This window comes from Streptomyces sp. NPDC005263 (assembly GCF_042872365.1).
Taxonomy (GTDB): Bacteria; Actinomycetota; Actinomycetes; order Streptomycetales; family Streptomycetaceae; genus Streptomyces.
In genome coordinates, this window is the sequence record NZ_JBIAKJ010000002.1 from 302,228 (window position 1) to 327,293 (window position 25,066).

The 25,066-nt window shown below is 66.7% G+C and carries 19 protein-coding genes, 1 tRNA gene and 6 pseudogenes; 18 read left to right on the plus strand and 8 right to left on the minus strand.

Going from position 1 to position 25,066, the window contains the following annotated elements:
- The first annotated feature begins 195 nt into the window (after window positions 1-195).
- Window positions 196-792 (plus strand): tyrosinase family oxidase copper chaperone, encoded by a 597-nt coding sequence (locus ACFYRY_RS08710; protein WP_389141627.1) that lies wholly within the window; start codon window positions 196-198, stop codon window positions 790-792.
- Window positions 776-1,642, plus strand: a complete 867-nt coding sequence (locus ACFYRY_RS08715; protein WP_389141629.1) for a tyrosinase family protein — start codon at window positions 776-778, stop codon at window positions 1,640-1,642. Before ACFYRY_RS08710 ends, ACFYRY_RS08715 begins: the two co-directional genes overlap by 17 nt.
- Window positions 1,643-2,256: 614 nt before the next feature.
- On the opposite strand, the pseudogene ACFYRY_RS08720 reads toward ACFYRY_RS08715, so the two are convergent.
- Window positions 2,257-2,577: pseudogene (locus ACFYRY_RS08720) on the minus strand (UTRA domain-containing protein); the annotation flags it as partial.
- 4 nt (window positions 2,578-2,581) lie between these two features.
- Between ACFYRY_RS08720 and ACFYRY_RS08725 the strand changes: the two are divergent.
- From ACFYRY_RS08725 to ACFYRY_RS08740, 4 genes and pseudogenes are all read left to right on the plus strand, one after another.
- Window positions 2,582-2,980 (plus strand): annotated as a pseudogene (locus ACFYRY_RS08725) (UTRA domain-containing protein); the annotation flags it as partial.
- Window positions 2,977-3,282, plus strand: a pseudogene (locus ACFYRY_RS08730) (hypothetical protein). The pseudogenes ACFYRY_RS08725 and ACFYRY_RS08730, both read left to right, overlap by 4 nt.
- Window positions 3,283-3,896: 614 nt before the next feature.
- A complete protein-coding gene (locus ACFYRY_RS08735) occupies window positions 3,897-7,109 on the plus strand; it encodes a tetratricopeptide repeat protein (protein ID WP_389141631.1) in 3,213 nt (1,070 codons plus the stop codon).
- Window positions 7,110-7,418: 309 nt separating this feature from the next.
- Window positions 7,419-7,730 (plus strand): hypothetical protein, encoded by a 312-nt coding sequence (locus ACFYRY_RS08740; RefSeq protein WP_389141633.1) that lies wholly within the window; start codon window positions 7,419-7,421, stop codon window positions 7,728-7,730.
- A gap of 226 nt (window positions 7,731-7,956) precedes the next feature.
- Here ACFYRY_RS08740 and ACFYRY_RS08745 read toward each other — a convergent pair whose 3' ends face one another.
- Window positions 7,957-8,322 (minus strand): hypothetical protein, encoded by a 366-nt coding sequence (locus tag ACFYRY_RS08745; RefSeq protein WP_389141635.1) that lies wholly within the window; start codon window positions 8,320-8,322, stop codon window positions 7,957-7,959.
- A 275-nt stretch (window positions 8,323-8,597) separates the two neighbouring features.
- Here ACFYRY_RS08745 and ACFYRY_RS08750 point away from each other — a divergent pair, with 275 nt between their 5' ends.
- Window positions 8,598-8,927: a hypothetical protein gene (locus ACFYRY_RS08750; RefSeq protein WP_389141637.1), complete on the plus strand. Its 330-nt coding sequence runs from the start codon at window positions 8,598-8,600 to the stop codon at window positions 8,925-8,927.
- A 280-nt stretch (window positions 8,928-9,207) separates the two neighbouring features.
- Here ACFYRY_RS08750 and ACFYRY_RS08755 read toward each other — a convergent pair whose 3' ends face one another.
- A complete protein-coding gene (locus ACFYRY_RS08755) occupies window positions 9,208-10,035 on the minus strand; it encodes a hypothetical protein (protein WP_389141639.1) in 828 nt (275 codons plus the stop codon).
- Between the two features lie 1,148 nt (window positions 10,036-11,183).
- Here ACFYRY_RS08755 and ACFYRY_RS08760 point away from each other — a divergent pair.
- Together ACFYRY_RS08760 and ACFYRY_RS08765 are read left to right on the plus strand one after the other, a co-directional pair.
- Entirely contained in the window at window positions 11,184-12,416 is a 1,233-nt protein-coding gene (locus tag ACFYRY_RS08760; protein ID WP_389141641.1) for a hypothetical protein, read from the plus strand.
- A gap of 59 nt (window positions 12,417-12,475) precedes the next feature.
- Window positions 12,476-12,994, plus strand: coding sequence for a hypothetical protein (locus ACFYRY_RS08765; RefSeq protein ID WP_389141643.1), 519 nt, complete (start codon window positions 12,476-12,478; stop codon window positions 12,992-12,994).
- A gap of 418 nt (window positions 12,995-13,412) precedes the next feature.
- On the opposite strand, the pseudogene ACFYRY_RS08770 reads toward ACFYRY_RS08765, so the two are convergent.
- Window positions 13,413-13,487: pseudogene (locus tag ACFYRY_RS08770) on the minus strand (NUDIX hydrolase); the annotation flags it as partial.
- Between ACFYRY_RS08770 and ACFYRY_RS08775 the strand changes: the two are divergent.
- The 5 genes and pseudogenes from ACFYRY_RS08775 to ACFYRY_RS08795 all read left to right on the plus strand — a co-directional run.
- Window positions 13,475-13,885: pseudogene (locus ACFYRY_RS08775) on the plus strand (replication initiator); the annotation flags it as partial. The pseudogenes ACFYRY_RS08770 and ACFYRY_RS08775 sit on opposite strands and share 13 nt — an antisense overlap.
- Window positions 13,882-14,079, plus strand: coding sequence for a helix-turn-helix transcriptional regulator (locus ACFYRY_RS08780; protein WP_381695716.1), 198 nt, complete (start codon window positions 13,882-13,884; stop codon window positions 14,077-14,079). The pseudogene ACFYRY_RS08775 and the gene ACFYRY_RS08780, both read left to right, overlap by 4 nt.
- On the plus strand, window positions 14,079-14,687 hold the full coding sequence (locus ACFYRY_RS08785; protein WP_389141645.1) for a hypothetical protein: 609 nt from the start codon (window positions 14,079-14,081) through the stop codon (window positions 14,685-14,687). Before ACFYRY_RS08780 ends, ACFYRY_RS08785 begins: the two co-directional genes overlap by 1 nt.
- Complete coding sequence (locus ACFYRY_RS08790; protein ID WP_389141647.1) at window positions 14,684-14,932, plus strand: hypothetical protein; 249 nt, start codon at window positions 14,684-14,686, stop codon at window positions 14,930-14,932. The genes ACFYRY_RS08785 and ACFYRY_RS08790 overlap by 4 nt, the downstream gene beginning before the upstream one ends.
- A gap of 79 nt (window positions 14,933-15,011) precedes the next feature.
- Complete coding sequence (locus ACFYRY_RS08795; protein WP_389141649.1) at window positions 15,012-15,383, plus strand: hypothetical protein; 372 nt, start codon at window positions 15,012-15,014, stop codon at window positions 15,381-15,383.
- A 178-nt stretch (window positions 15,384-15,561) separates the two neighbouring features.
- On the opposite strand, the gene ACFYRY_RS08800 is transcribed toward ACFYRY_RS08795, so the two are convergent.
- A tRNA-Arg gene (locus ACFYRY_RS08800) sits at window positions 15,562-15,634 on the minus strand.
- 322 nt (window positions 15,635-15,956) lie between these two features.
- Here ACFYRY_RS08800 and ACFYRY_RS08805 point away from each other — a divergent pair.
- From ACFYRY_RS08805 to ACFYRY_RS08820, 4 genes are all read left to right on the plus strand, one after another.
- Window positions 15,957-17,564: a dynamin family protein gene (locus ACFYRY_RS08805; RefSeq protein ID WP_389141651.1), complete on the plus strand. Its 1,608-nt coding sequence runs from the start codon at window positions 15,957-15,959 to the stop codon at window positions 17,562-17,564.
- A gap of 429 nt (window positions 17,565-17,993) precedes the next feature.
- Entirely contained in the window at window positions 17,994-19,871 is a 1,878-nt protein-coding gene (locus tag ACFYRY_RS08810; RefSeq protein WP_389141653.1) for a GTPase, read from the plus strand.
- A 226-nt stretch (window positions 19,872-20,097) separates the two neighbouring features.
- Window positions 20,098-20,568: a single-stranded DNA-binding protein gene (locus tag ACFYRY_RS08815; RefSeq protein WP_389141655.1), complete on the plus strand. Its 471-nt coding sequence runs from the start codon at window positions 20,098-20,100 to the stop codon at window positions 20,566-20,568.
- 328 nt (window positions 20,569-20,896) lie between these two features.
- A complete protein-coding gene (locus ACFYRY_RS08820; protein ID WP_389141657.1) occupies window positions 20,897-22,297 on the plus strand; it encodes a Cys-Gln thioester bond-forming surface protein in 1,401 nt (466 codons plus the stop codon).
- Between the two features lie 382 nt (window positions 22,298-22,679).
- Here the strand turns inward: ACFYRY_RS08820 and ACFYRY_RS08825 are convergent, their stop codons facing one another.
- The 3 genes and pseudogenes from ACFYRY_RS08825 to ACFYRY_RS08835 form a co-directional block, all read right to left on the minus strand.
- Window positions 22,680-23,123, minus strand: a complete 444-nt coding sequence (locus tag ACFYRY_RS08825; protein WP_389141659.1) for a hypothetical protein — start codon at window positions 23,121-23,123, stop codon at window positions 22,680-22,682.
- Between the two features lie 232 nt (window positions 23,124-23,355).
- Window positions 23,356-24,525 carry a tyrosine-type recombinase/integrase gene (locus ACFYRY_RS08830; protein ID WP_389141661.1) on the minus strand — a complete coding sequence of 390 codons (1,170 nt, stop codon included), beginning with the start codon at window positions 24,523-24,525 and terminating at the stop codon, window positions 23,356-23,358.
- Window positions 24,526-24,625: 100 nt separating this feature from the next.
- Window positions 24,626-24,854 (minus strand): annotated as a pseudogene (locus ACFYRY_RS08835) (helix-turn-helix transcriptional regulator).
- Window positions 24,855-25,066: the final 212 nt, after the last annotated feature.

The following is a 25,066-nucleotide window of genomic DNA, read 5'->3' on the forward strand; positions in this document are numbered from 1 at the left end:
GACACGAATGGCCCTTTCGGGTGAGAGAAAGTCCGGGTGTGTACCGGAACGTCTGTAGGGTGCCGCGGTGACCTCAACCACCAGCGAAACGCCCTCCGACGTCCTGATGGTCGGTTTCGCCTCCGTCGCCGGCTCACAACCCCCTTGCGCGCCATGGCCCGTGGGCGGTCGTCGAGGTCCGGTCAGGGGGAAGCCATGACCGGATCGGTGAACAGCGCGACGACTCACTCCGCGAGTTCCACGGCCCTCTCCCCGGAGGCCGACTTCACGAGGCCCGCCGCCGACGCCCCGACACTCGCGGTCGACGCCTTGCCGCCGACCGCACCCCCGTGCCCCACTCCCGTCGTCGAATCCCCGAAGTCCACCAGGCGGAGGCTGCTCCTGCGGGGGCTGGTCGCGTCGGCGGCCGGGGTGACGCTCGCCCCGGTCCTGGCCGCGTTGGTCTCGCGGGACGACGACGCGGGGTTCGACGAGACGTATCGAGGACGGCGCATCGTCGGAGGCAGAGACGACAACCGGCGCCCCGGGGACGACGCCTCCGGCGCGTGGCACGTCACCGTGGACGGCCGGCCACTGCACCTGATGCGGCGCGTGGACGGCAGTTGGATGACCATGATCGACCACTACCAGTCGTATCCGACACCACTCGCCGCGGCGCGGGCGGCCGTCGACGAACTCGGCACCGCACGGTTGGGCGTGTGGCACTCGAGCGGCGCCCACATGGGTGACAGCGGTACGCCGAGCGGCGGCCGGGGAACACAGGGGGGCCATCAGCATGGTGTACACGCGTAAGGACGTCGGCAAGCTCACGCCTTCCGAGCGGCGCCGGTTCGTCGCCGCGCTCCTCGAGGTCAAACGCCGCGGTGAATACGACGAATTCGTGCGCATGCACATCAAGTACTACGTCCCCGACGGTGAGGGCGGCCTGCGCGCGGCCCACATGACCCCCTCCTTCCTGCCATGGCACCGCAGGTTGCTGCTGGGCATGGAGCGGGCGCTGCGCCGCGTGGACGACTCGGTGACCCTGCCGTACTGGGACTGGACGCGCGACCACACCCCGACGGCCGCCCCGTGGACCGACGACCTGCTCGGCGGCACCGGCCGGCGCTCCGACCGGCAGGTCATGACCGGCCCCTTCGCCTACCAAAACGGCAACTGGACCATCAAGGAGAGCTTCACCGACGCCGAGTACCTCATGCGTGACCTGGGCCGCCCCCGGGACCCCATCTCCCTGCCCACACCCGGTGATCTGGAGACCGCCCTCGCGGATCCGGTCTACGACACGGCCCCCTGGAACTCCGTGTCCACCAAAGGGTTCCGCAACAGGCTGGAGGGGTGGGGGCAGGGGCGCGCCCCCCTGTCGTGGCGCAACCACAACCGGGTCCACCGATGGGTCGGTGGCCACATGGCGGGCGGCGCCTCCGTCAACGACCCGGTCTTCTGGATGCACCACGCCTTCGTCGACCTCGTGTGGTCCCGCTGGCAGCGACGCCACGGAGACGCCCGCTATCTCCCCACGAACCCTCCCGGCCAGGGCGACCCCCAGCACGGCCGGATCATCGCCCGGCACGAGAAGATGCCGCCGTGGGGCGTGACACCCGCGGAACTGGAGAACCACAGCTCCATCTACCGGTACGCCTAGATCCTGCGGAGAGGGCTGCCCCGCCTTCGGGCGTGGGACGCGACGTCCCGCAGATCACTCAGGACACTCGAAAGGTGCGTGAGGGCGCCGTCTGGTGGTGACGATGTACGGCGTCAAGATCTACCGGATCCTCACGCACTTCCGGTGACGGCCGGACAGCCCCGGAGCCCTCTGATCGTCGGGGGAGGGCCCGGGGCTTTTGCGTGTCGCAGGTCACTCGTTCTGGCCAGCAGCAACGCCCTTGCGGGGAAGGGTGGGGATAGGCGCCCTCGGCAGGACTCGAACCTGCGGCCAAGCGCTTAGAAGGCGCCTGGCGAGATCACTGGCGCACGTCCTCTGACCTCGCGTTCTTCGGCTTACGACCGCAGACCTGCGGCGCCTTCGACACGCATTCGACAGAGAGGCGGGTGACGCGGGTCGGCTGAAGCCGCAGGCCCGGGGTATCCGCCTGAACATGCTTGCTCTGATTGCCTACCGCTCGTATCACGGAGCAACGACCGTGTGGGCCTTCGTCGTTGCCATTCTCATCGTGCTGGTGGCGGGTTGGTACATCCGGTGCTGAAGGTAGGCGCGGCACTGGCAGACCTGCTTTTCCGAGTCCCGCAGGCCGGCCGCTACGGACGGTTGATCGGGATCTCGTAGACGAGCTCGCAGTGAGCGGCGGGCACCACGATGTCCGCCGTCTCCACGGGCCGCCCCTCGTCGCTGTAGTACGTCCGCCGGATGTGCGTGACGAGTGCTGCCTTCTGGATGCCCAGGAGCGACGCCTCCTCGGCGGTCGCCTGCCGCGGCTCGGGCTGCTCCACGGCGTGGCTGACCGTGATGCCGATCGCGGCCATGCGATTCACGACGCCCGCCCCGGCGTGCGGCCCTCCCTCGGGGAGGATGACGAGCGTGCCGGCGGTGAGGTCGTACGGCTCCCAACTCGGCGACAGCTCACTGAGGGTGCCGACGGGCAGCCCTCTCGCGGAGTTCTTCTGCGTCAGCCACGAGGAGGAGTCACCGCACGGACTGGCCCGTATCTACATCCCGCGCGACCTGGCGCCGGCCGGAATGCTCGACGACGAATCCTCGTGCCCGGAGGCAGTCAGGAGATTTGCCGTACTCGGCCCTCCGCCGGCCGCTGTCCGGGAAACGGTATGCGCCCGCCTGCCCACGCCGGACGAGTCATCGGCTTTGCGGACCCACTCCGCCGTGCCAGTTCTGGCGATCACGCGCGTTGCGACTGACCTCACTGGCCGAGTGGTCGAGGCGGCGATTCTGGTCTTCCCAGGGGATCGAGCCGACGCAGTCTTCACCACCCATCACACGCTCGACGAGAGGCAGAGGTCAGCATGACAACACGGAACGAACTACGCCTCCTCCCGTGGTCGGGCCCGGAGGGCAAGCCTTGTTACCTGAGCACGGATGACAGGGGCGGCTACATGTCCCGCCTGGCCGCCAACATCGAAGCGGATCAACTCGACGCGGCGGCGATCCTGTTGGAGCAGGCTTAGGCCACCCTCGACGACCAGGACGCGAACCCGGAGGACCTACGAGGGTTGACCGGGGAACTGACCGGGACTCTCCGAGACGTGCTCCGCGTGGCCATCAGCCGCGGTCACCTCCTGGGGGCGGGCGAGCCACCGCACCGCTTCTGAAGCAGCCGCCGACGACCCTCCGTCTCAACCGGGGAGGGGAGCCTGAGCACGACTCGGCTCCCCTCCCCGCTGCGTTATGCCAGCTACCGCTGAGCCTGCGGGCACCGGAGCGGCTTGCTCCGACGGCCTGAACCTCAGTCGACGACACTCAGCCACGCTGCGGTGTCGTCGACCAGAGAACCTGGGACGGCCAGCTCAAGTCGCAGCACTGCAACGACTCCGGAGGACCCTTGTGTCCCGGACGACGGAGAAGGTCATGGCCCTGGGCGGGGCACATCCGGCGGGAGGAGTCCACAGGTAGGTCGCGACCGGCTGAGCACCGCATTAGGAGTTCGATCCCCTGTCGTCGACTGCTGCGACGGCCAGACAGAAACGCTGGTGTACGCCCCTGTTCGGCGTTGTTGATCAAGCGACGAAGTCCCGATTCCATGCAACTCTCGCCGCCGCTCAGCCGATACTGACCCATCATGGGGAACGCGTACGCACCGTGCCGGAGAGCGAGACACCAAGCCGGGCTGCAGAGGGGACTGAACTGAGATGGGGGCACGCAGTAGGCCGTCGGGCAGAGAAGGGGCGACGGCCACCGTTCGCCACGAGAGCCGGCGGGTCCTGCGGTGACGGACTTCACCTTCCAGGCGATAGGGACTGGATCCGTCGCCGCCCGCCACATCGGGACAGCGATCACCGGCCCGGTCAACGTTCTGACGACCGAGTTGCTGAACTCGGCGCGCGATGTCCAGGCACCTGCCGGGCTCACCAACCTGCCGCCGCTCCCCCTGTGTTTCGGCCGCACGAGCGAGCTGGGCTGGCTGCGCGGCACGCTCGGGCAGCCGGCCGCCGGGACTGCCGTTGTCCAAGGCCTCGGCGGCGTCGGCAAGAGCACCCTCGCGCTTGCGTATGCCCACAGACACCGTCACGACTACACCGTCATGTGGTGGATTGCCGCCGCATCACCCGACCACATCGAGCAATCGCTGGCCGACCTCGCTCTGCGACTGATCCCCGTGTGGGCCGGCAGCGCGTCAACCGAAGAGCGCGCCGCCTGGGCCATGTTGTGGCTGCAGTGGCATCCGGGGTGGCTGCTGATCTTCGACAATGTTGAGGATCCAGCCGATCTGCAGCCCTACGTCAGCACGTCTGACGGCCACGTCATCGCCACCAGCCGACGATCAGCTAGCTGGCCGACCTCCGTCGCAACGCTGGCTCTCGACGTACTCGACGTGGCTGCAGCGAGTGAACTCCTCTGTAGCCAGGTGCTCGGCGCGACTTCGCCGACCCACCGTCATATACAGGAGACCCGGGCCCTCTCGGCCGACCTGGGGCAGCTTCCCATCGCCCTGATGCAGGCCGGCGCCTACCTCGCGCAGAACCCAACGATCAGCATCGAACGTTACCGCCGAAGGCTGATAGGCGCGTTGGACAAGGCTCCCGAAGGTGTAGACCCAGAGCGCACCGTCGCCCGGATCTGGGGCCAGACGATTAGCACCCTCACGGAGCGCAACCCCCTGGCAGTCCGCGTCCTGTTCACACTGGCGTGGCTCGCCCCCGACGACATCCCAGTTGGACTGCTGACCCCTATCACCGACGACAGCGACGACCTTCACGAAGCCCTAGGGGTGCTTGCTGTCTACTGCATGGTCTCCCTCACTCAGGACTCGGTGAGCATCCACCGCCTCGTCCAGACCACACTCCGGAACCAGGCGCCCATCGGTGACAGCGCGCCAACTGGCAGGCTAGAGGCCGAACGGCTGCTGAGCGCTGCGGTCACCCCCCTGGGAGAACCGCCCGACTCTGGCCGGTCCCCCACCTGGGATCGGCTGCTCCCGCACCTCGTTGCGCTCGCGGCCACCACTCCTGACGGACACGCTGACACCTTTCCCGCCGGACGGTACGCGAGCGCTGCACTCTATCTCCAGGGCCTCGGTCATGACGCCCGCGCCGTTCCGCTGCTCACGGCGGCCCTCGCCCGCTGCGAAGCGCTCGCTGGCGCCGAGCACGAAATCACCATGAAGGTCCGTTCGAACCTGGGCGACGCCTACTACGGAGCCGGGGACTTCGAACGGTCCATCGCCATCCTCGAACCGTTGGTCGCCCAGTGCGCGCAGGTACTCGGCGACTCGCATCTAGGGACGCTCACCGTCGCCGCTAACCTTGCCAACTCGTACCGTGACTCCGGCGATCTGGCCCGTGCCATCACACTCCACGAGGAGACGTTGGCCCGGCGTAGGCACGCACTTGGCAACGATCACCCCGACACTCTCGTCAGCTGCGAGGAACTGGCCCGCACCTACCATGCGTCCGGCGACTTGGATCGTGCTGTCTCTCTGCATGAGGCCACACTCACGCAGTACCAGCGATCCCTAGGACCAACTCACCCTGCCACGCTGAGCAGCCAGCACGGTCTAGCGGCGGTCTACCTCGCTTCAGGCGACCTGTCCCGCGCCATTCCGATGTACACCGCCGTCTTCGCACAATGGCAGCAGGCGTTCGGCGACAGCGATCCCGAAACCATCACCAGCCGGAACAACCTTGCCTACGCCTATCTGATCGCCGGACGCCCTGACCAGGCAGCGCAGCACCTTGAGACGGCCCTGGCCCGATGCGAGGAGGTGTACGGCGAGGCGTACCCAGAGACCATTGCCATCCGTGCGAACCTCGGCTGCGCCTACCGGGACGCTGGAGACTTCACCCGTTCGCTTCCATTGCTGGAGACCGCGGCCGCGCAGAGCGCCCACCTCCTCGGCGACGGCCATCCCCAGACCTTGACCACCAGGAACGGGCTGGCGCAGGCATACCGGGCCGCCGGCCACGATGGACGGGCGATCGCCCAGTACGACACCATCCTCAAGCACCGTGCCGCGCTGCTCGGCGAGACCCACCCCCACACCCTCGCCACCCGAAGCGGCCTCGCGAATGCACACCTCGCGGCGGGCGACCTTGATCGCGCCGTCCCGCTGTTCGAAACCGTCGTCGCCCAGTGCGAGCAAGTCTTCGGCGAGTCCCACCCGGACACCCTGTCCAACTACATCGGCCTGGCCGACGCACTACGCCAGACGGACAACCCGGCACAGGCCGTGCCTCTCTCTGAGTCAACACTGGAGCGGTGCGTCCGTTCGCTCGGCGAGGACCACCCACACACCATGGTGTGTCGGAGCAACCTGGCCCTCGCACACCTCACAGTTGGCGACGCTCCGCGCGCCGTCCAGCTCCTCGAAGCCGCCGTGTGCAACGCCAGCCTCATCTTCGGCGACACACACCCGCACACGGTCACCAGCCGGATAAACCTGGCCGCCGCTCACATGGAGTCCGACAACGCGGCACAGGCAGTCGCCGTCCTGGAGGACGTCCGCGCCCAGCTGGAGGCCGAACTCGGCCGCGTCCACCCGCAAACACTTCACTGCACCGCCATGCTGGCCCGCGCCCTCGGCGGGTCCGGCGGCCTCCCCCGGGCGACCGAACTGCTGGAACACAGCGTTGCGCTCGCCGAGAAGGAACTCGGCGTCACCCACCCGGACACAGTCAAGCAACGGCAGTACCTGGCTGAGATCTATCGGGCCAACGACCAACCCGCCTTGGCTGTGCCGCTGTACGAAGTCAACCTCAACCACTGGCAGCAGGCCCTCGGCGACCACCCCAACGTCCTGAACGCTCAACTCACCCTGGCGGACACCCACCAGGAAGCCGGCGCACACCAAAAAGCGATCGCCGTCTATCGCGTAGCCCTCGGCCGGATCGAGCCCACCCTGGGCCCGGAGAACCCGCTCGTCGCACAGATCCGCGCAAGGATCGACGCAGCCGAGTACGCCACTTCGAGGTCTGACCGTTAGTACTCCATTGAAGCTCTCCGTTTCCCTGGTCAGCGATCTGCCAGTCGGGAGCGTAGCCAGGCGGCGCCAGGGGCGGGAAGGTGTTCGCTGGCTCGCGTGGAGTAAGACCGGTCGACGTTCGCGAATGCGAGTTGCCGCGTGCACGCTGGCTGGGCGGCTTAATCTGGTGCGCATCAGTCATTGACAGGATTTCGGGGGTGGGTTGTGGGAACGGAGATCGCGCAGTTTCTGGAGCAGGCAGGGCCGTATCTAAGTGCGGCTCTGGGTGCCTACGGTGCGGGGGTACTGGCCCGAGCTGAGGACGCTGCGGTGGGAGCCACGGCGAATGCAGGGCGCAGCATCTTGCAGGCGGTCTGGCGGCGCCGGAGCCCGGCCGGACGACCCGAGCTGGAGGCGGCGGTGCGTGAGGCGGCCGAGGAGCCGGAGGACGCCGATGCTGCAGCTGCGCTACGCCAGCAGATCAAGCGGACGCTAAGGGAGAATCCGCAGTTGCTTGCCGAACTGGCCGCCCAGCTTCCCCCGACCGGTGCGGTGACGATCACAGCGGTCGGTGAACGGTCTATCGCCGCACAGACGATCGGCACGGCCATCACCGGAGACAACACAACGATCCGTCCGTGACCCCGCCCCAGCCCGAACGCGGCACCGGTCCCACCGCCTCGGGTCGCCAGCCCGTGGCAGCAAACCGAATCGAAGCTGCCCGTTTTTACAGCCGTGGATGTCAGACGCTTCTGCCGCGTAGCTCTGAAGAGATCGGTCATTGGCGGTCATACAGGCTGCCGGGAAGAACGTGGCGGCCGGTGTTGGGTGCTGGCGGTTGCTGTACTTCGTTGCGATACAGCAACGGCTACCAGTCCCGCCAGTCGTCCGTGATCTCGGTGCGGCTGATGCCTCGCCTCGCCGCCAGTGCGGGGACGTCGATGCCGTGCTCCATCAAGGTCTGATCGATGTAGAGGCACAGCCCTTCACGCTCCTCGGTCTCGTAGCCGACGCCGTCGTGGTCCTCGTTGATCTCGTTCAGCACCAGAACGACACGCTTGATCGCTTCGAAGACCTGCTCGTCGTCCTGGTCCCCGAGCGCCTTCACATCGACCTCGAACGCGCGCAGGGCCTCATCCGTCGCCGCCAGGAGCGACTGAGGGAAGAGCTCCGACAGGAAGGCATCGCGCGGGGCCCGGGCCCCAATCGCCACTTCTTTGGCCTCTTCGTCCACGCGCGAACGCCAACGCATTGATGGTCTGATTGCCATGTCCTGGACCGTAAGCCCAGGCTCTGACATTGCCGTGGCGCGCACGCTTTCCAACTGTGGTGGTGGGATGTTGGGCGGTGTGCGGGGGCGTTCACCTGCGTTCATGGGCGGCTGGTCGTGGGAGCGACTACCGCCTTCGGTCTCGCCCGAACGGCCGTGAACGGCGCTGAATGAGACGGAAACTGAGACGGACGGCGGGGGCCGGGCTAGCTAGCGTCATGGTTGTTGAAGGGTGAGTTATGGCACTGGTCCGCAAGGGATCACGACGGATCGTCGTCGACGGCACGGCCTACCGCTGGCGGTTGCGAGGTCGGCCGACGTACTTCCAGGGGCTGGCCTGGTCGCCGTGCACGTTTGCGGTCGAGCAGGCGGACATCCCAGGCATGACGCTCGTGGTCACCACCAACCAGCCGCATCCGAGCAACTGGTTGGGAGGCGAGGCCATGCCTGTACTGCCGTCCGACCTTGACAAGGCCATTCAGCTTGCTCTCCATAAGGGGTGGAACCCGACGGCTCCGGGCTCCCCGTTCCGCCTTGACCAATCGGCTGGATTCACGCCTTCAACCTGAACGGAGCAGGGAGAGGGCTGGCGCCTGTGCGTCAGCCGACGACAGTCAGCCACGACGGCGGGCGCGCCAACCGACCGCGCACGGGTGTGCCTCGCTGCCCTCCGCCGGCCTCAGCCACGCTGCTCGATCCTCTCAGGGCAAGTCGCGATGGCGGAGACGCGGCAGCGAGGCATTCGACGAGGACGAATTCGTTCCGCAGCAACCTGGGTGGGCAATTGACCATGACCGACTGCACCGCTTAAGTGCGGCGATGGCACGGACAGGGGTCCGCACTTGTCTGTCAGTTCTCTGGTTGCCGGGAGGGCTCTTTCTTCGCCTCGAAGAAAAAATCGAGTGCTCCCTCGAATTCGACAATATTGTCAGGTCGCTTGAGCGGCATTCCCTGCTTTAGGCGGCACCTGTAAATAATGGTCATGCAGTACAGGGAAACGGCCTGCATGTACCTGTTCAATTCTTCCTTGTCTATTGCGACCCTTTGACCTTCAGTGTATGGCAGGTGTGGGCAGTTCTTTGCCATTTTCCGGTCTGCCACTCCACCTCTATGGGCCCAAACATTCCTTACGTTCTGCAGGTCATATAGAGCCTGCTTCACTCGCTTGTCCACTCGACCATCCAGGCCGACGGCACCCAATAGAGCTTCAAAACGGCTGACTCCGCCCCGCAGATCAACTTTAAGGTCCCTCTGCACCTCATTCACCAAGAATCGCGTCCGGTCTTCATCACTCATTGCCTGAAATTCGGCGAGCGGGACCTTAACTTTGGCGAATGCAGAATTGGCGAGGAGTTCCGGGAACATGGAAACCCATGAAATGACAAGGTCTTCCACTGCGGCCTCTAGCGCCCCCCAAAGGCCCATCAGGGAGTGGGCGTGAAGGAGGGGGAAACCGTTCTCCATCTCCTTCTTTGCGAACTCGGCATGGGTCTTTGCTTCGTTATATACGTCATCATCAAAACCCTCCAGGATCTCCATAATTTCCGGGTGGGTGGACACCATGTGAGCCCCCTTGTGAGTCATGCTCGCAAGGTTGCCCATTTCCTCGATGTATGCACTGAGGCGCCCGAAGGGCTCTTTCCATTTCGCTTGCGTCTCACTGACCTTGTCCGCCATGTGTGAAATTTAGCAGCGACTTCTTCGCGCATCGCTTGGTTTTGGAAGTTTAGTGGACTTTCGTGTCATATGTTCCAGATTTGACACTTTATGCACTTTAGGTCAGTTGAGTAATGGCCAAGTCAACCTATCGATGATCTTAAAAACCGTCGTGGCAGCGATGTCACTGCGGGTTCAAACCGCACCGTCCCCGCAAGCCCTGACCCGGTGAATCGGTTAGGGGCCGCTCTCATAAGCCGTCCGCTAGTCACCGTGGTTCCCCCTCAGCTCCCGGTCGATCGGGCAAGGCAGGGGCACGGGCACCTTCAGTGTCGGCCGCCTGAACCTCAGCCGACGACAGTCAGCCACGGCGGCGGGCGCGTCGACCGACCACGCACGCGTATGCCTCGCCGCACCCCCACCGGCCTCAGCCACGCTGCCATGCCGTCGCCGAGAGCAAGCCGCGCCGGCCGGGCCGTGCGATGGCTTGAGGGTCCCCCACCTCAAGGCCCTCAGCTTGGGAAGCTCGGGTTTCCTGGCGGCGGCTGCCGCGCTGACCTGCGGCGGAGCGGTGTTGGAGTCCTGATCGCACCTAGGGCGAGTTCCCGCTGTTCCCCGTCCCCGCAGTGTCTGGCACGCGAATGGCACGGTCCCTTTGCCTCGAACGTCCCTTGGCGTAGCCGAACCCCTGAGTGTCTGAGCCTCAGCTGACGACAATCAACCACGATGGCGGGTGCGCCGAGCCCCCACGCACGCGTGTACCTCGCTGCGCCCCTGCCAGCATCAGCCACGCTACTGGCCTGTGGCGTCGACCAGCCTCAGGACAACGACGGCCGGTCCGTGGCTGAAGCGCGTTGTGGTGCGCCTCACCAAGATGCACGAAACTGGGACCCCGTCCATAATGGAAAGTGGCCCATATAGCAAGGTTCACTGGGAATGGCTTGCGGCCATAGATTATACAGAGGGCACGGAGACGAAGTGATCTCCATCTTCCTCAGCCCTTGATCGGTCAGGCTGATATTCCTCGTCGACCGGAAACTTGAGGCTTCGGAGCTCCAGGAACCACTCATGACCTGCAGCCTGTTATGCGGTTATCCATAACCATCATGGCAGCCGCCAGGCTGCATCGAGGTATCAACTGCATTGTTTCGCACATTGGAAGTTGCTCCATGATTGGAAAACTTCTGCCGCGCTGGCATCTTCCATGGGCGACGGCGTTCGAAACCACTGTCGATAAGTCGCTGGCCCTATTGATTCATGTCACCAGACGGCACGAGCCCCTACATCAGCACTTCCTGAAGTTCGCACACTTGTGGAGAGAGGCTTGGTGGCTGCTCACCCCGCCGAAGGTGGAGTTCGCTCGAGAGGCTGCGACCCGGCCGCAGACGGGAGTCTATGGGACTGAAACGAGCCTCGGAAAATACGTATTCCCCGAACAGTATTTTCGTTCGCATCCGATGGTCACCGCCTCTCGATACGAGGATTTGCGGCAACAGTTTTTTCGGAGTTTCGTGATCCGCGGAATGGGCCTGCGCTTCACCATTCCTGGAGTCTCTCTGGCACTCCTACCATTCGGCCGGAAGCATAGAACGATATGGCGCCTCAAGATTGCCTTGGCGGCCACCGCTGTCGCAGTCTACATCGTCTTCACCCCCCTGTGGCTGCTCAGATGGGTGGAGATATATCAAGGCCAGCTTGCTGGAGCTTACATAGACGCAGAAATAGCGGGTGACCCTGACGAATTGGAGCGCCTGGCGCGAAATATACACCAAGTAGCACTGGACGCGGTCCATGAGTCATCGGTTAGCGGAAAGCCGCTCGTTGTATATCTCCGCGACTTCGACCTTGAATTTGAGACGACTTCGGACGGTTTCGAAATTAATCTCGCAGGGGCGCGACTAGAGGAAGAGTTGGTAAAGAAACTGCCAGGGGCTGTCGTGGTTACCGTGGCGAATCCATGGGATCTCATAGCTGTGCCTGGTAGTGGCGCCTCACCGTTCAGGCCCGACTCGGCAGACGCCGGGGTAAGGGCGTTCCGGATTTTTGCAGGAGCAGATGATTGGCGGTCAGTTGTAAGAGAATTGGTAATTAGAGCATCAGCAATAGTTGTGGCTATGGGGGATTGCAGCCCTGGCGTAATTTGGGAAGTTGAGCTCTGCAAGGAGGTAGGCGCCGCAGGGAAGACCGTTCTGATCCTACCCCAAGGGTTCACTGTGGTGAAAAATAGTCAGCCGGAGGAAAATGGCTCAGCCCCTGACTACTATAGAATACAACTTCATTGGGGACGGCGAAATAATGGTGCACGCGTGACGAAACAGGTTGCCAGAACCTTGAAGGCCTTTCGTCGCGTAGCTAGCACTGAGGACGCTGCCCGGGAAATCCTTAGACTGCTCGGAAAATAGTGCTATTGATTGGGTCCAGCTTCTGAACAGTGTTTCTTCCGTAATTATGGAGGTTAGACATGACTGGCGGTACTCCTCAAATTAGCCACGTTTTGTGGAATCCGGGAGTAACACCGGCAGCCTACGCGGGTCAAGAGAAGTATCACGTCGCCGTTCTGGAGCAGTACAAGATTTGTATTGACATGGCGGACAAAGTTAGTCAGCGTAGAACGCTGACGAACACGTTCTTCCTGACTCTTAATACGGCCGCTCTTACGGTCATTGGGGTTTTCTGGCAGAAGGCTCCATCAGGATCGACAGCATGGCTGCTAATACCACTGCTTGCGCTCCTGCTGGAATGCGGTTCATGGTTTTGGCTGCTGTGCTCTTATCGCCAACTTAGCAATGCAAAGTTCGCGGTGGTTGGCGAGCTGGAAGAAAAATTGCCAGCTAGTCCATTTGTGAAAGGTGAATGGGGGCTTCTGGGTAAGGGGCAAGATTTCAAAAAGTACGTTCCCTTGACCTGGCTCGAAATTTGGGTTCCCATTTTTTTCGCTACTATCTATATAGGTGGCTTCATTGCTCTAGCTGTGGCGTAAATGGACAGGAGAAGTCGCTCAGCAAGTAGCCGAAACCCGCGCTGAGCCGGGTAGACCTGGGGTGCAGAACTAGCAGACGTAGGTCGGTGGAGCGGCTTTGGGGTGGCGCTGCTTTGGTGCGAGTGATCATGGCCCCGTAAGCTTCCGGCGCGTCGGGCAGTCTGTGGACCTGCCCGGTAAAACACGACGTTGGGGCCATGATCTTCGAGGCTCGCGCCAAAGTGGCTCCGTAAAGCTGCGGAGCCGACCGCCCCAGCCGCGACGTACCCCTTCTCTGGCATCAGGTGGCTGCATGCTTGTAGCGCGGCACGGGCGCCGGCCGGGCTGGAGCGGGGCGGAGACAGGAGCGCAGGCCCGGCCGGGGGCCGGGGCGCGCGCGGTGAGCGGAGCGAGCCGCCTTGATGAAGTAGAGAAAGTCTTATCCCGCTGAAATGAGGCGCTTGCCGTCGTGGCTCCGTACGTGAGGGCCGTTGCCGTCCAAGGCGTCCGAGAGAGCTCTCCGAACTCGACCGCCACCACGTCCCCGATCACACCCGGCAGCTCATCACCGCGTGCCGCGACCTGGGCAGCCTCTATCCGGACCGGCGCCTCTGGGCTTGGGCGCACATGCTCGGCTTCCGCGGGCACTTCTCGTCCAAGTCGCGCACCTACTCCACCACGCTCGGCGCCCTCTGCCAGGAACGCGCCGACTACCGCGCGGCCCAAGAGGCATCCGTCCTCGGCCTCGACGACCGCGAGCCGGACACCGTCCTCGTGCTGACGGACTGGCAATACGCCGGCCACGGCCACACACCGGGCGAAGCCGCCCTCGCCGCGACCATCGCCCGCGACCTCCAGACCAACCGCGAGACCGCCCGCGAAGCCCTTCAGGACGAAGGGAGCACGGAATGACCACGGCCATCCGGTCGCGCACCATGCTCACCCTCACGGAGGTCTGTGAGGAACTGACCATCTCGCGCTCGACCTTCTACGACTGGCGGGCCAAGCGTCGTGCGCCGCGCTGCATCAAGCTCCCGAACGGCGACCTCCGGATCCGACGGAGCGACCTCGATCACTGGCTCGACGACCGTGAGGACGCTGCCTGATGGAGACGACGTACGACGTGAAGGTCTACAAGATCCTCACGTACAAGGGCGCTCGGAAGACTACGTTCACCGTGCGCTGGGTGGTCGCGGGCAAGCGCTGGCGTGAGCCCTTCGGCACCGTCGCGCTCGCCGAAGGCTTCCGCTCCGAACTCATCCGGGCGACGGGCAAGGGCGAGGCGTTCGCCGTCGCGACCGGCCTTCCGGTGTCCCACCGCTCCAAGTCGGCTTCCATGAGCTGGTACAAGTTCGGCGTCGAATACGTGGATGATCGTTGGCCTCAACTCGGAGGCAACAGCCGTAAGAACGTCGCCAAGACCCTGACCGCGACCACCATCGCGTTGTTGCGGGCAAAGCCCACCCAGTTCGCACCGGCCGCCGTGCGCACCGCTCTTCGCGAGTGGGCGTTCAACACGACCGACGCCCCGACGCGCCCCGAGACGTGGTGGCCATCCTCAGATGGGTTGAGCGGAACTCCCTGCCCGTTTCGGCCTGGGAGGATCCGGAGACGGTCGACCAGGTCCTGCACGCCATCGACACCCGCCTCGACGGCAAGCAATCGGCGGCCTGGTCCCGGAAGCGCAATCGCCGGATCCTCAACGTCGCCATGAAGTACGCGATCCGGCGGCGCATCCTGCGGGCCAACCCCCTCCCCAAGGGCAAGGATTCGACGGCCGTCACGAAGACCGCGAATGCCGTGGACAAGCGGTCCCTGCTGAATGCCGAGCAGGCGGCGGCAATCCTGGACTGGATACGACGTCGGCCGCGTGGTGGTGAGCGGCTCCATGCCTTCTTCGCCACGCTGTACTACTGCGGGCTACGACCCGAGGAAGTTGTAGCCATGCACGTGGACTGACACGGGGGAGATCCACGAGCAACGGGACTTGAAAGGCCGAGCAGAGGGCGAGACGCGCACCGTGCCGGGACATCCCGCCTTGACGCGCATCCTGCGGCAGCACATCGAGGGCGAGCAGCTTAAGCCCGGTGACTTGCTGTTCCAAGGCGAGTCGGGCGGCATCCTCGCCGGTTCCGTCATTCGTCCGGCGTGGCGCAGCGCGCGTAAGGCCGTGCTGCCCCCGCACGTCTTCGAGTCGCCCACCGGGCGGCGCGTGTACGACAACCGGAACACGCGCCTGACGAAGTGGCTCAACGACGGAATCCCGCCCGCCCAGGTGGCGGATTGGGCCGGGAACAGCGTCGCCGTGCTCCTGGCGACCTATGCCCGCTGCATCGACGGGCAGCTGCCCGATCTGAAACGGCGGCTTGAAGCCGCTGGTGATCTCCCCGAGCAGTCGTCCGACGGCTGACCCCTCGGCCCGGAACTTCGACACGCATTCGACACAGCCACCCGCGAAAACCCGGTGACAGCCGGACAGCCCCGGAGTCTGCCCTTGATCGTCAAGAGGGGGTCCGGGGCTTCGCTGTGTCCAGCGCTACCCGCTCTGACCAGCAAAAATGCCCTTGCAAGGGAAGGGTGAGGATAGGCGCCCCCGGCAGGACTCGAACCTGCGGCCAAGCGCTTAGAAGGCGCCTGCTCTATCCACTGAGCTACGGGGGCCGGGTGTGGTGGCCTCTGTCATGGGTGCCCGGGTGTGGGGCGTTCCGTGACGTCGCCGGGGACAAGGATAGGGCTCCCGCGTCCTTGTCCCTGTTGCTTCGCCTCCGTGGCTCGATGTGGAGGTTCGGTGAAGCGGTCCTGATAATCGCAGGCAGGTACGAATCGTGCACCGCTTTTGGCCCGTTGCGCACCGGGTGTTGTGCACTCGTTATGCCTGGACTGTGCCCGCGTCCCAGTCGTCCCTTCCATCCCTTGTGTCCTGTCGGCGCGCAGACATGCGCATATGCTTCAGAATTCCCCTAAAATTGGGCATTCTTCGCATGTGGTGACCTTGGACGTACGGCCTCAGCTGCTCGACGCACTCTCCGCCCTGCGCGACCGTGTCGCCGCCGCGCGCTTTCCGCTACCCCTGGCGGGCGCCCCACGCGCGCGTGCCAACCGCGACGAACTGCTCGCCCAACTCGACGACTATCTGGTGCCCCGGCTGAGAGAGCCCGAGGCGCCCCTCCTGGCCGTGGTGGGGGGTTCCACCGGCGCCGGGAAGTCGACGCTGGTCAATTCCCTCGTCGGGCGGCGGGTCAGTGAGGCGGGCGTACTCCGGCCGACCACGCGGACTCCCGTGCTGGTGTGCCGTCCGGAGGACCATCACTGGTTCAGCGGGATGCGCGTGCTGCCCGACCTCACACGCGTGTGGGTGCCGCATCAGGAGTCGGGGGACGATCTCCTGCTGCCCGGTGAGAATCCCGCGCGCGTGCTGCGGATCGAGACCGCCGACACCCTGCCGCCGGGCCTTGCCCTCCTCGACGTGCCCGACGTCGACTCCCTCATCGCCGACAACCGCGTCCTCGCCGCGGAACTGATCTGCGCGGCCGACATCTGGATCATGGTCACCACGGCTGCCCGGTACGCCGACGCGGTGCCCTGGCATCTGCTGCGCGCCGCCAAGGAGTACGACGTCACCCTCGTCACCGTCCTCGACCGGGTGCCCCACCAGGTCGTCTCGGAGGTGTCACGACAGTACGGCGCGTTGCTCACCAAGGCCGGACTCGGCGCCGTGCCCCGCTTCACCGTGCCCGAACTGCCCGAGTCCGCCTGGGGAGGCGGACTGCTGCCGGCCACCGCCGTGGCCTCGCTGCGGACCTGGCTCGTCCATCAGGCGCAGGACCCGGCAGCCCGGCAGCAGTCCCTGGCCCGTACCGTGCACGGCGTCCTCGACTCGCTCAAGTCCCGGATGCCCGAGCTGGCCGCCGCGGCCGCCGCCCAGCACGCGGCCGCGCTGCGGCTGACCGCCGCCGTCGAGGGGGCGTACGACAACGAGCACGGGCGCGTGAAGGGTCGTCTCCAGGCCGGTGCCGTGCTCGCCGGTAAGGCGTTGAAGCGCTGGCGGGCCTTCCCGGTCGACTGCACCGCCCCGGAGCTTCTCGACGCGCTCGTGGAGAGCCTGGCCGCCCTCCTGCAGTGTGCCGTCACCGCGGCCGACGAGCGCATCGACCAGGCCTGGCGGCGCGAACCGGCGGGCGCCGCCGCCGAGCTGATCGACCAGGACCCGTTCCCGGAGAGCGCCGAACACCGGATCGGGATGGCCGTACGGCGGTGGCGGCGGGAGTTGGAGGAGTACGTCGAGGAGGAGATCCGCGACCTCGACCGCAGTGTCGCCCCGGATCCCGAGGTGGTCGCCGCCCTCGTCGCCACCGTGCTGCTCGGCAGCCGTAGGGCTCGTTCGGCCGGCGAGGGGCTCGCCGAGCGGGTCGGCGCGCACGGGGCGCTGCGGCTGCGCGACCGGGGCGGGCGGCTGCTCACCGATCACATCGACCGGGTCATGCACACGGAACGCGAGCGCCGTCTCGCCCCTCTCGACGCGCTCGACGTCCACCCCGAAACCCAGGCCGAACTCATCGCCGCGCTGTCCGTACTGCAGAAGGAGAGGTGACCGGTGGCTGCCGTCACAGACCAGGACCAGGAACAGGGCCAGGGCCGGGACCGGGGTCGGGACCGGGACCGGGGCGGGGACCGGAGCCGGGCCCACACGGAGCACGCGGATCACACGGATCACACGGATCACGCCCAGGACTCGGGTGACGCCCGGGACTCCGGTGGCGGTAGTGACCCCTGTGGCAGTGGTGACTCCTGTGGCAGTGGTAACTCCCGTGGCAGTGGTGACTCAGGTGACTCGAATGGCTCAGGTGACTTGGGGCGTGCGGGTTACTCCGTTCGCGCAGGTGACACGGGTGAGCGTCCTGAATCCGTGGTCCGGTACCAGAAGAAAGTCGCCGACGGCGGCGGGTCCGAACCTGCCGAGTCCCTCGATGAGTCAGCGGACGCCAAGGGTCCCGCAAGCAGGACGTCCGGCGGGCCCGAGATGCCCGCCACGGACCGCCCCGCACGCGTGACGAACGGCGAGGATCCGTCCGCCCGCACAGACCCTTCCGCCCGCACGAACACTCCCGCCGACGCGGACGGTTCCGCCCGCACGAACGCTTCCGCCGGAAACGACGCTTCCCCCGGCAACGACGCTTCCCCACGCACGGACTCCGAGAGCGCCTGGGACGACGGTCTGATCGCGCGGAGGGTCACCGAGGAGACCGCCGCGCAGCACGTCCCCGTCGCGGAGACCAGGCCGCACCCTCCGCAGCCCGTGACGCCGCTCGCGTACGACGGGCCGCTGCGGTCGCGGCTCGACGCGCTGCGCGAGCTGGTCGGGCTGTCCCGCGCGCGGCTCGACAGCCGGGCTCTGGCGGAGGCGGGCCGGGTCCTGGACGAGGCGGCGGCGCGGCGGCGGCTGTCCGGGCAGCACACCGTGGTCGCCATCGCGGGCGCCACGGGCAGCGGCAAGTCGCAGCTGTTCAACACGCTCGCCGGAGTGACCATTTCGGAGACCGGCGTACGACGGCCCACCACCGCCGCTCCGATCGTGTGCAGCTGGAGCGACGGCGCGGCGCCCCTCATCGACCGGCTCGGCATCCCGGGGCGGCTGCGGCGGCGCCCGCTGCAGAGCCCCCAGGCGGAGGCACAACTGCGCGGACTGGTCCTGGTGGACCTGCCCGACCACGACTCGGCCGCCGTGCAGCACCGCGAGCACGTGGACCGCATCCTGAAGCTCGTCGACGCGGTGATCTGGGTCGTCGACCCCGAGAAGTACGCCGACGCGATCCTCCACGAGCGCTATCTGCGTCCCATGGCGGGCCACGCGGAGGTCATGTTCGTCGTCCTCAACCAGATCGACCGGCTGCCCGGGGAAGCCACCGAGCAGGTCCTCGACGACCTGCGGCGACTGCTCGACGAGGACGGGATCGCGCTCGGCGAGCACGGTGAGCCGGGTGCGACCGTACTCGCACTGTCCGCGCTCACCGGGGACGGCGTCGATGAACTGCGGGAGACACTCGGCCAGTTCGTGACGGAGCGCGGGGCCGCGGCACGCCGGATCTCCGCCGACGTGGACGCCGCCGCGAGTCGGCTGCGCCCTGTCTACGCCACCGGGCGCCGAACCGGGCTGAGCGAGGAGGCGCGGGACGAGTTCGCCGCGCAGCTCGCGGACGCGGTGGGCGCCACCGCGGCGGGCGAGGCGGCCGAGCGGGCGTGGCAACGCAACGCCAACCGCGCGTGCGGAACGCCCTGGCTGCGGCTGTGGCGCTGGTACGAGGACCGGCGTGAACTGCCCACCAGACGGCTGCCGTTGCGCGCCCAGGCGGATGAGGAGGCCACGGCGCGTCAGCAGGTCGAGCAGGCGGTACGGACGCTCGCCGACCGGGCGTCGAGCGGGCTGCCGACGCCGTGGGCGCAGGCGGTGCGGGAGGCGGCCGTACGTGGCTCACAGGGGTTGTCCGAGGCGTTGGACGAGCTGGCGGCGCGGGCCGGGCTGCCGCCGGGGCGGCCGCCGCGGCCGGGCTGGTGGCCCGCGGCCGTGCTGGCGCAGGCGTCGATGACGATCCTCCAGGTCGTGGGCGGGCTGTGGCTGTTGGGCCAGATTCTCGGTCTCATGGCGCCGAACCTCGGGGTGCCGGTGCTGCTGATGGTGGCCGGGATCATCGGTGGCCCGCTCGTCGAGTGGAGCTGCCGGATCGCGGCTCGGGGGCCTGCCAGGCGGTACGGCGCGGAGGCCGAGCGGCGGCTGCGGGAGGCGGCGGCCGGGTGCGGGCGGGCCCGGGTCCTGGACCCGGTGGCGGCGGAACTGCTGCGTTACCGGGAGGTTCGGGAGCAGTACGGGCGGGTCGTGGGGGTGAGCGCGGGGGCGAGGTGAGTCCCGCTCCTTCGTTTCCACGCTCAAGTCCCTCGTCCGGGTGACGGAGTTTTCCACAGGCGGGGGATGGTGCACAGCGCTCAGCGGGCTCGGTCCGGCGGAGGCAGTCTGGATTTCGCGCGATCACGGCGGACGTGATCGTGACGGAAGACGGAAGCAGCCGTACGGGACGGGCCCGTATGCGTGTCCGGCCGGCGTGAGCGGCCGGGTGAAGGAGGGGTTCAGGATGAACGAGACGATGCTCTGCGCGGTGGGGAACGTGGCGACGCAGCCGGTGTACCGGGAGCTGGCGTCGGGTGCGTCGGCGCGGTTCCGGCTGGCGGTGACCGCTCGCTACTGGGATCGCGAGAAGGGCACTTGGACGGACGGGCACACCAACTTCTTCACGGTGTGGGCCAATCGGCAGCTCGCCACCAACGCGGCGGCGTCGCTCAACGTGGGCGATCCCGTCGTCGTGCAGGGCAGGCTGAAGGTGCGTACGGAAGTGCGCGAGGGGCAGAGCTGGACCTCCGCGGACATCGACGCGCTGTCGATCGGTCACGACCTGGCCCGCGGCACCTCCGCTTTCCGGCGCGCCAAACAAGGGGAGGCGGTGGTCGCCGGCGTCGGCGGGCCGCAGCAGCTGGAACCGAACTGGGAGACACCTCCCGCCGAGTCGGCCGCCCAACGGCCACCGGAGCCCGCGGTCGTGACGTGACGTCACCGGACGGCACTACGGCCACGCGATGCGACGCCACGGGCGTACCAGGCGACTCCACGGCGCACCCACTGACGTTCTACGTCCGACCGAACTGCGGCTTATCGGCGAATACGCACCGTGTGGTCCCGGTGAATTTGTCGACAAAATCTGTTCGTATCCGCTGTCGGCGATAACGATTCCGATTCGGATCAGTGGTCCGAGTGCATCACCGGGAAGCGTGGTGCGCCGGGTACCTAGGATGCCGAACGTAGCTCTCGGGGCTTCTGATTCTGCAGGTGGGACCGTAACCCCCCACGTCAACGGGTCCTGCTCGAAGGGGAATTCTGTGTTTTCTTCGTTCTTCGCGCCGTCGCCGCGCAGGCGGGGCGCAGCCCGCCTCGTCGCTGCGACGCTGGTGTCCGGTCTCGTCGCCGTCGGCGTGATGGCCGGCGCCAGTACGGCGTCGGCCGACGAGACGATCCAGAACCAGGGCGGGGCGACCGCCACCATAGGCGGCCTGAAGACGTACGGCGACGCCGTGATCCACGACGCGTCCGGTGACCTGACCGTCTCGGCGGGCCTGTTCGAGATGTCCGTCGACGGCGGCGGCACCCTGCAGACGTACTGCGTCGACCTGCACAACCCCACGCAGCGGGAGGCCAAGTACCACGAGACCCCGTGGAGCGGCACCTCGCTCGGCGCCAACAAGAACGCGGGCAAGATCCGTTGGATCCTGCAGAACTCCTACCCGCAGGTCAACGACCTCGCGGCGCTGGCCACCTCGGCGGGCGTCCGCAGCGGCCTCACCGAGCAGGACGCGGCAGCCGCCACCCAGGTGGCCATCTGGCGCTACTCGGACGGCGCGGACGTGGACGCGGTGGACCCGCAGGCCGAGAAGCTCGCGGACCATCTGGAGAAGAGCGCGAGGAACGTGGCGGAGCCCGCGGCGTCTTTGACGCTCGACCCGCCCGCCGTCTCCGGCCGCCCCGGCGCGCTGGTGGGACCGGTGACGGTGCGCACCAACGCGGCCACGGTGACGGTGACGCCGCCCGCGGACGCCGTCACGAGCGGGGTGCGGGTCATCGGCAAGGACGGTCGGGACGTCACCTCCGCGGTCAACGGCAGCCAGCTGTTCTTCGAGGTGCCCGAGGACGCCCAGGCGGGCTCGGCCGACCTGACCGTGCAGGCCTCCACGACAGTCCCGGTCGGCCGTGCCTTCACCTCCGAGAGCCGCAGCCAGACGCAGATCCTGGCCGGCTCCAGCGAGTCGACGGTCTCGGCGACAGCGAGCGCGAGTTGGGCCGCGACGGGCGCGATACCCGCGCTCTCCGCGGCGAAGAACTGCACCAAGAACGGCCTGGACCTCACCGCGGGCAACGAGGGCGACGAGCCGTTCGCCTTCGAGTTGCTGGGCACCGAGTACACCATCGCGGCGGGTGAGTCCCGCACGCTGACGGTCCCGCTCCAGGAGGACCAGGCGTACGACTTCACGATCGAGGCGGGCGGCTTCAAGAAGCGGTTCGCCGGTGTCCTCGACTGCCGGACACAGGGCAGTGCGGCCGGCGACGTCACACAGACCCTCAGCGAGCCGAGCCCCGCGACGGTGGGCGGCACCGCGGCGGACGTGAACCTCGCCGCGACCGGCGGCACCGCCGCGACCCCGGTGATCGTGGGTGTCGCCATCGCCCTGGTCGTACTCGGCGGCGCGGCGCTGATCGTCGTACGCAGGAAGCAGGAACAGGGCTGAGCGCCGGACGATCACGAACGGCGGCTTCGGGCGGGGCCGTGGGGCTGGGGCGAGTCCCCGCCACCGCCCCGTCCGGCCCGCGAGCCGGACCGTCCTGGGCCGTCCCAGGCACCTCGCGGCCACTCGACGACGACCGACAGTGACGGTCGGGCTACCACGGTCGTCGGCGAACCCCCAGCTCACAGCCCCCCGCCCATACGGGTTAGGACCCACGGGGTGGCGGTCGGCAAGATGGGGTGTTACTTGCCGCGAGAGGGCATGAAAAGGCCCCTCACCAGCGGGTTTCCCACTGACGAGGGGCCGTGTCAGGCGGCTTGGGCCGTCTCTGGGCCGTCGAGCGTAAAACGCGCGGAGCGTGCGTCGCGTTGGTGCGTAGGCCGGACTACCAGGGCCATGGCCACTTCGACTCAGTCAGTTTGATGCACTGCTCCGCCGTCTGTTCCTGCCCTGCGATGAAGAACCGACCGCAGACGTAGCTGGGAGTCGGGAACGTACGGTCGATGTGGATGTTGATGTCCGCGAGTCCCAGCGAGCAGACCAGGGGGCCGGTTACCTCACTCCAGACTGGATACGGGCCCATGACTCCCGGGATGCTGGTGCGGATGGACGCCGAGTAGTCGCAGATCGCTTTGGTGCTGTAACTGATTCCGCTAATGGACACGTTCACTACGTGGCCGTCCTCGCCGCCGATGGTCATGCACACTGCCTGTACGTCCCGTGCGGCTTTGCAGACAGTTGATGAAGCCTCTGCCGTGGGGGCATTCAGGCCCCAGAGGAGCAGCCCGCCGACAGTGGCCGTGACGGCTGCTACACGTTTGCTTGTCATGATCAGCCCCCCAGACGAACGCGAACTCCCGTGTGAGTTCGAGAGATATCTCATCAGGCGGGACTTGTTGGATAAATAGGTCTGATCGGCGCTAAGGGGTGCAACGGCGCACTTCCAGCCTCTAACTTCCATAAACGCGCCGTTTCTTGCGCCGGGAGTGCAGAGGGTGGCCGATCTTGCTCGCATCAGGATGGGGTTCTCGTCAACAGATGCCGCGCTGGCGAGGACCGTCTCAGGCCGCTTGCGTGGCACCTGTGCGGCCATGGGCGTATCCAGCGGCTCGGTACATGGCACTGATGGCCTTTCGCGTCCGAGTCTCACTACTCGGCATCAGGTGCGTATAGACGCGGAGCGTGAACCCCGGATCGCTGTGACCGAGGTACAGGCTCAGCGCCTTGATGTTCTCCCCGGCGTCCAGGAGAACCGAGGCGTAGAAGTGCCGCAGGGCGTGCATGCCGTGCTCGCGGGCCGCCGCGTAGCGCTGCCCTTGCTCGGGGGCCGGGATGATGCCGGCGGAAGCCAACGCGGGCTTCGAGGATTGGTCATTGAACCCTTGGCTCCAGATGGCCGCGCCGATGCCGCTCGTGAAGACGAGCCGATGCGTGACCTTGGGGCCGGTCGGGGTCAGCCAGGGCAAGGTCACCTCCACGGGCGGGAAGCGCTCCATGTGCTCGTGCAGCGCGGCCGACACCTCGGGGTCGAGGGGTACGTCACGGAGCTTGCCGCGTTTGGGAGGGGCGAAGACGAGTGTGCCGCGCACCTTCTTGACCTGCTGACGGACATAGATCCAGCCGAGGTCCCCGATGTTGTCGACGGCCAGGCCGAAGATCTCGCCCTGCCGCAATCCGCAGCCAGCGCCCAGATCGGCCATGGCCCGGTAGCGGTCCGGTAGGGCAGCGCGCACGCCGAATACCTGCTCTGCGGACCATGGATGGACGCGTGTCGGCGCAGGACGAGGAGCCTTGACCGATCGGGCCCGGCAGGGGTTCGAGGCCAGCAGGCGGTCATCTACCGCCGCGTTGAGCACGGAGGAGACCGCGTCGAAGATGAGGCGCCGGTACTGGCTCGACGTTACGGCTTCTTCGAGCTGGCGGTTCCAGTCGCGGATGTGCTCAGGCTGGAACGAGCCGATGGGGCGAGCGCCGAGGTACGGCAGGGCATGAAGACGCAACCGGCCTTCCACGGCGGCCCGGCTAGTGAGATCGGTCGTGAGGGCGGCGATCCATCGTTCCGTGTATTCGCGGAAGGTGACGCGGGCCGCCCTCGGGTCGATGTACTGCCCGCGCGCCATGTCCGCTTCGGTATTGCTCAGCCAGGCGTCTGCCAAACGCTTCTGCCTGTCGGGGAAGCTCTTCGACTTCTCGGTGCCATCGGGGGCGACGTACCGAGCCCGGTAGCGCATGCCCAGACCGTGACGATCAGTCCTGACCTTGCGGGTCTTGCCATCCGGGCCAACCTCAATCCGGACCCAACGGTCTTGGACGTGTCCGGCCTCAGGCGGCCTACCCAAGCTGCGAGCCCACCCATGCGCGTACGTCGTTCGGGTCGAAGCGCAGACGCCGGCCGACGCGGAAGGCCGCGGGGACCGGTGCGCTTGCGGCGCCACTGGTAGACCGTCTCGACGCTGGGCAGCTCGAACATGTCCACCAGGTCGTCAGGGGTCAGGAAGCGGTTCAGGGGGGCGCCGTTCGCGGCCGCGGGTCCGTAGTTGTGTGCGCGGGGGGCTCCCATCCCGTCTGGCATCGACCCACGCAGAGCCGAGCAGACGCGGCCCATGGCGTCCAGGTCGTTCGTACAGTGGCGCGCTCCACCTCGACGCCATGAACCACGCCCGCTCCACGGTGTGTGGGTCAACGGCGGACGGGATGGGAGCTGGGGAGAGGGGGGTAGAGCAGGCGAGGCAGCTGCCGACAGATAACCATGATCACTCGCACCAAAGTCGG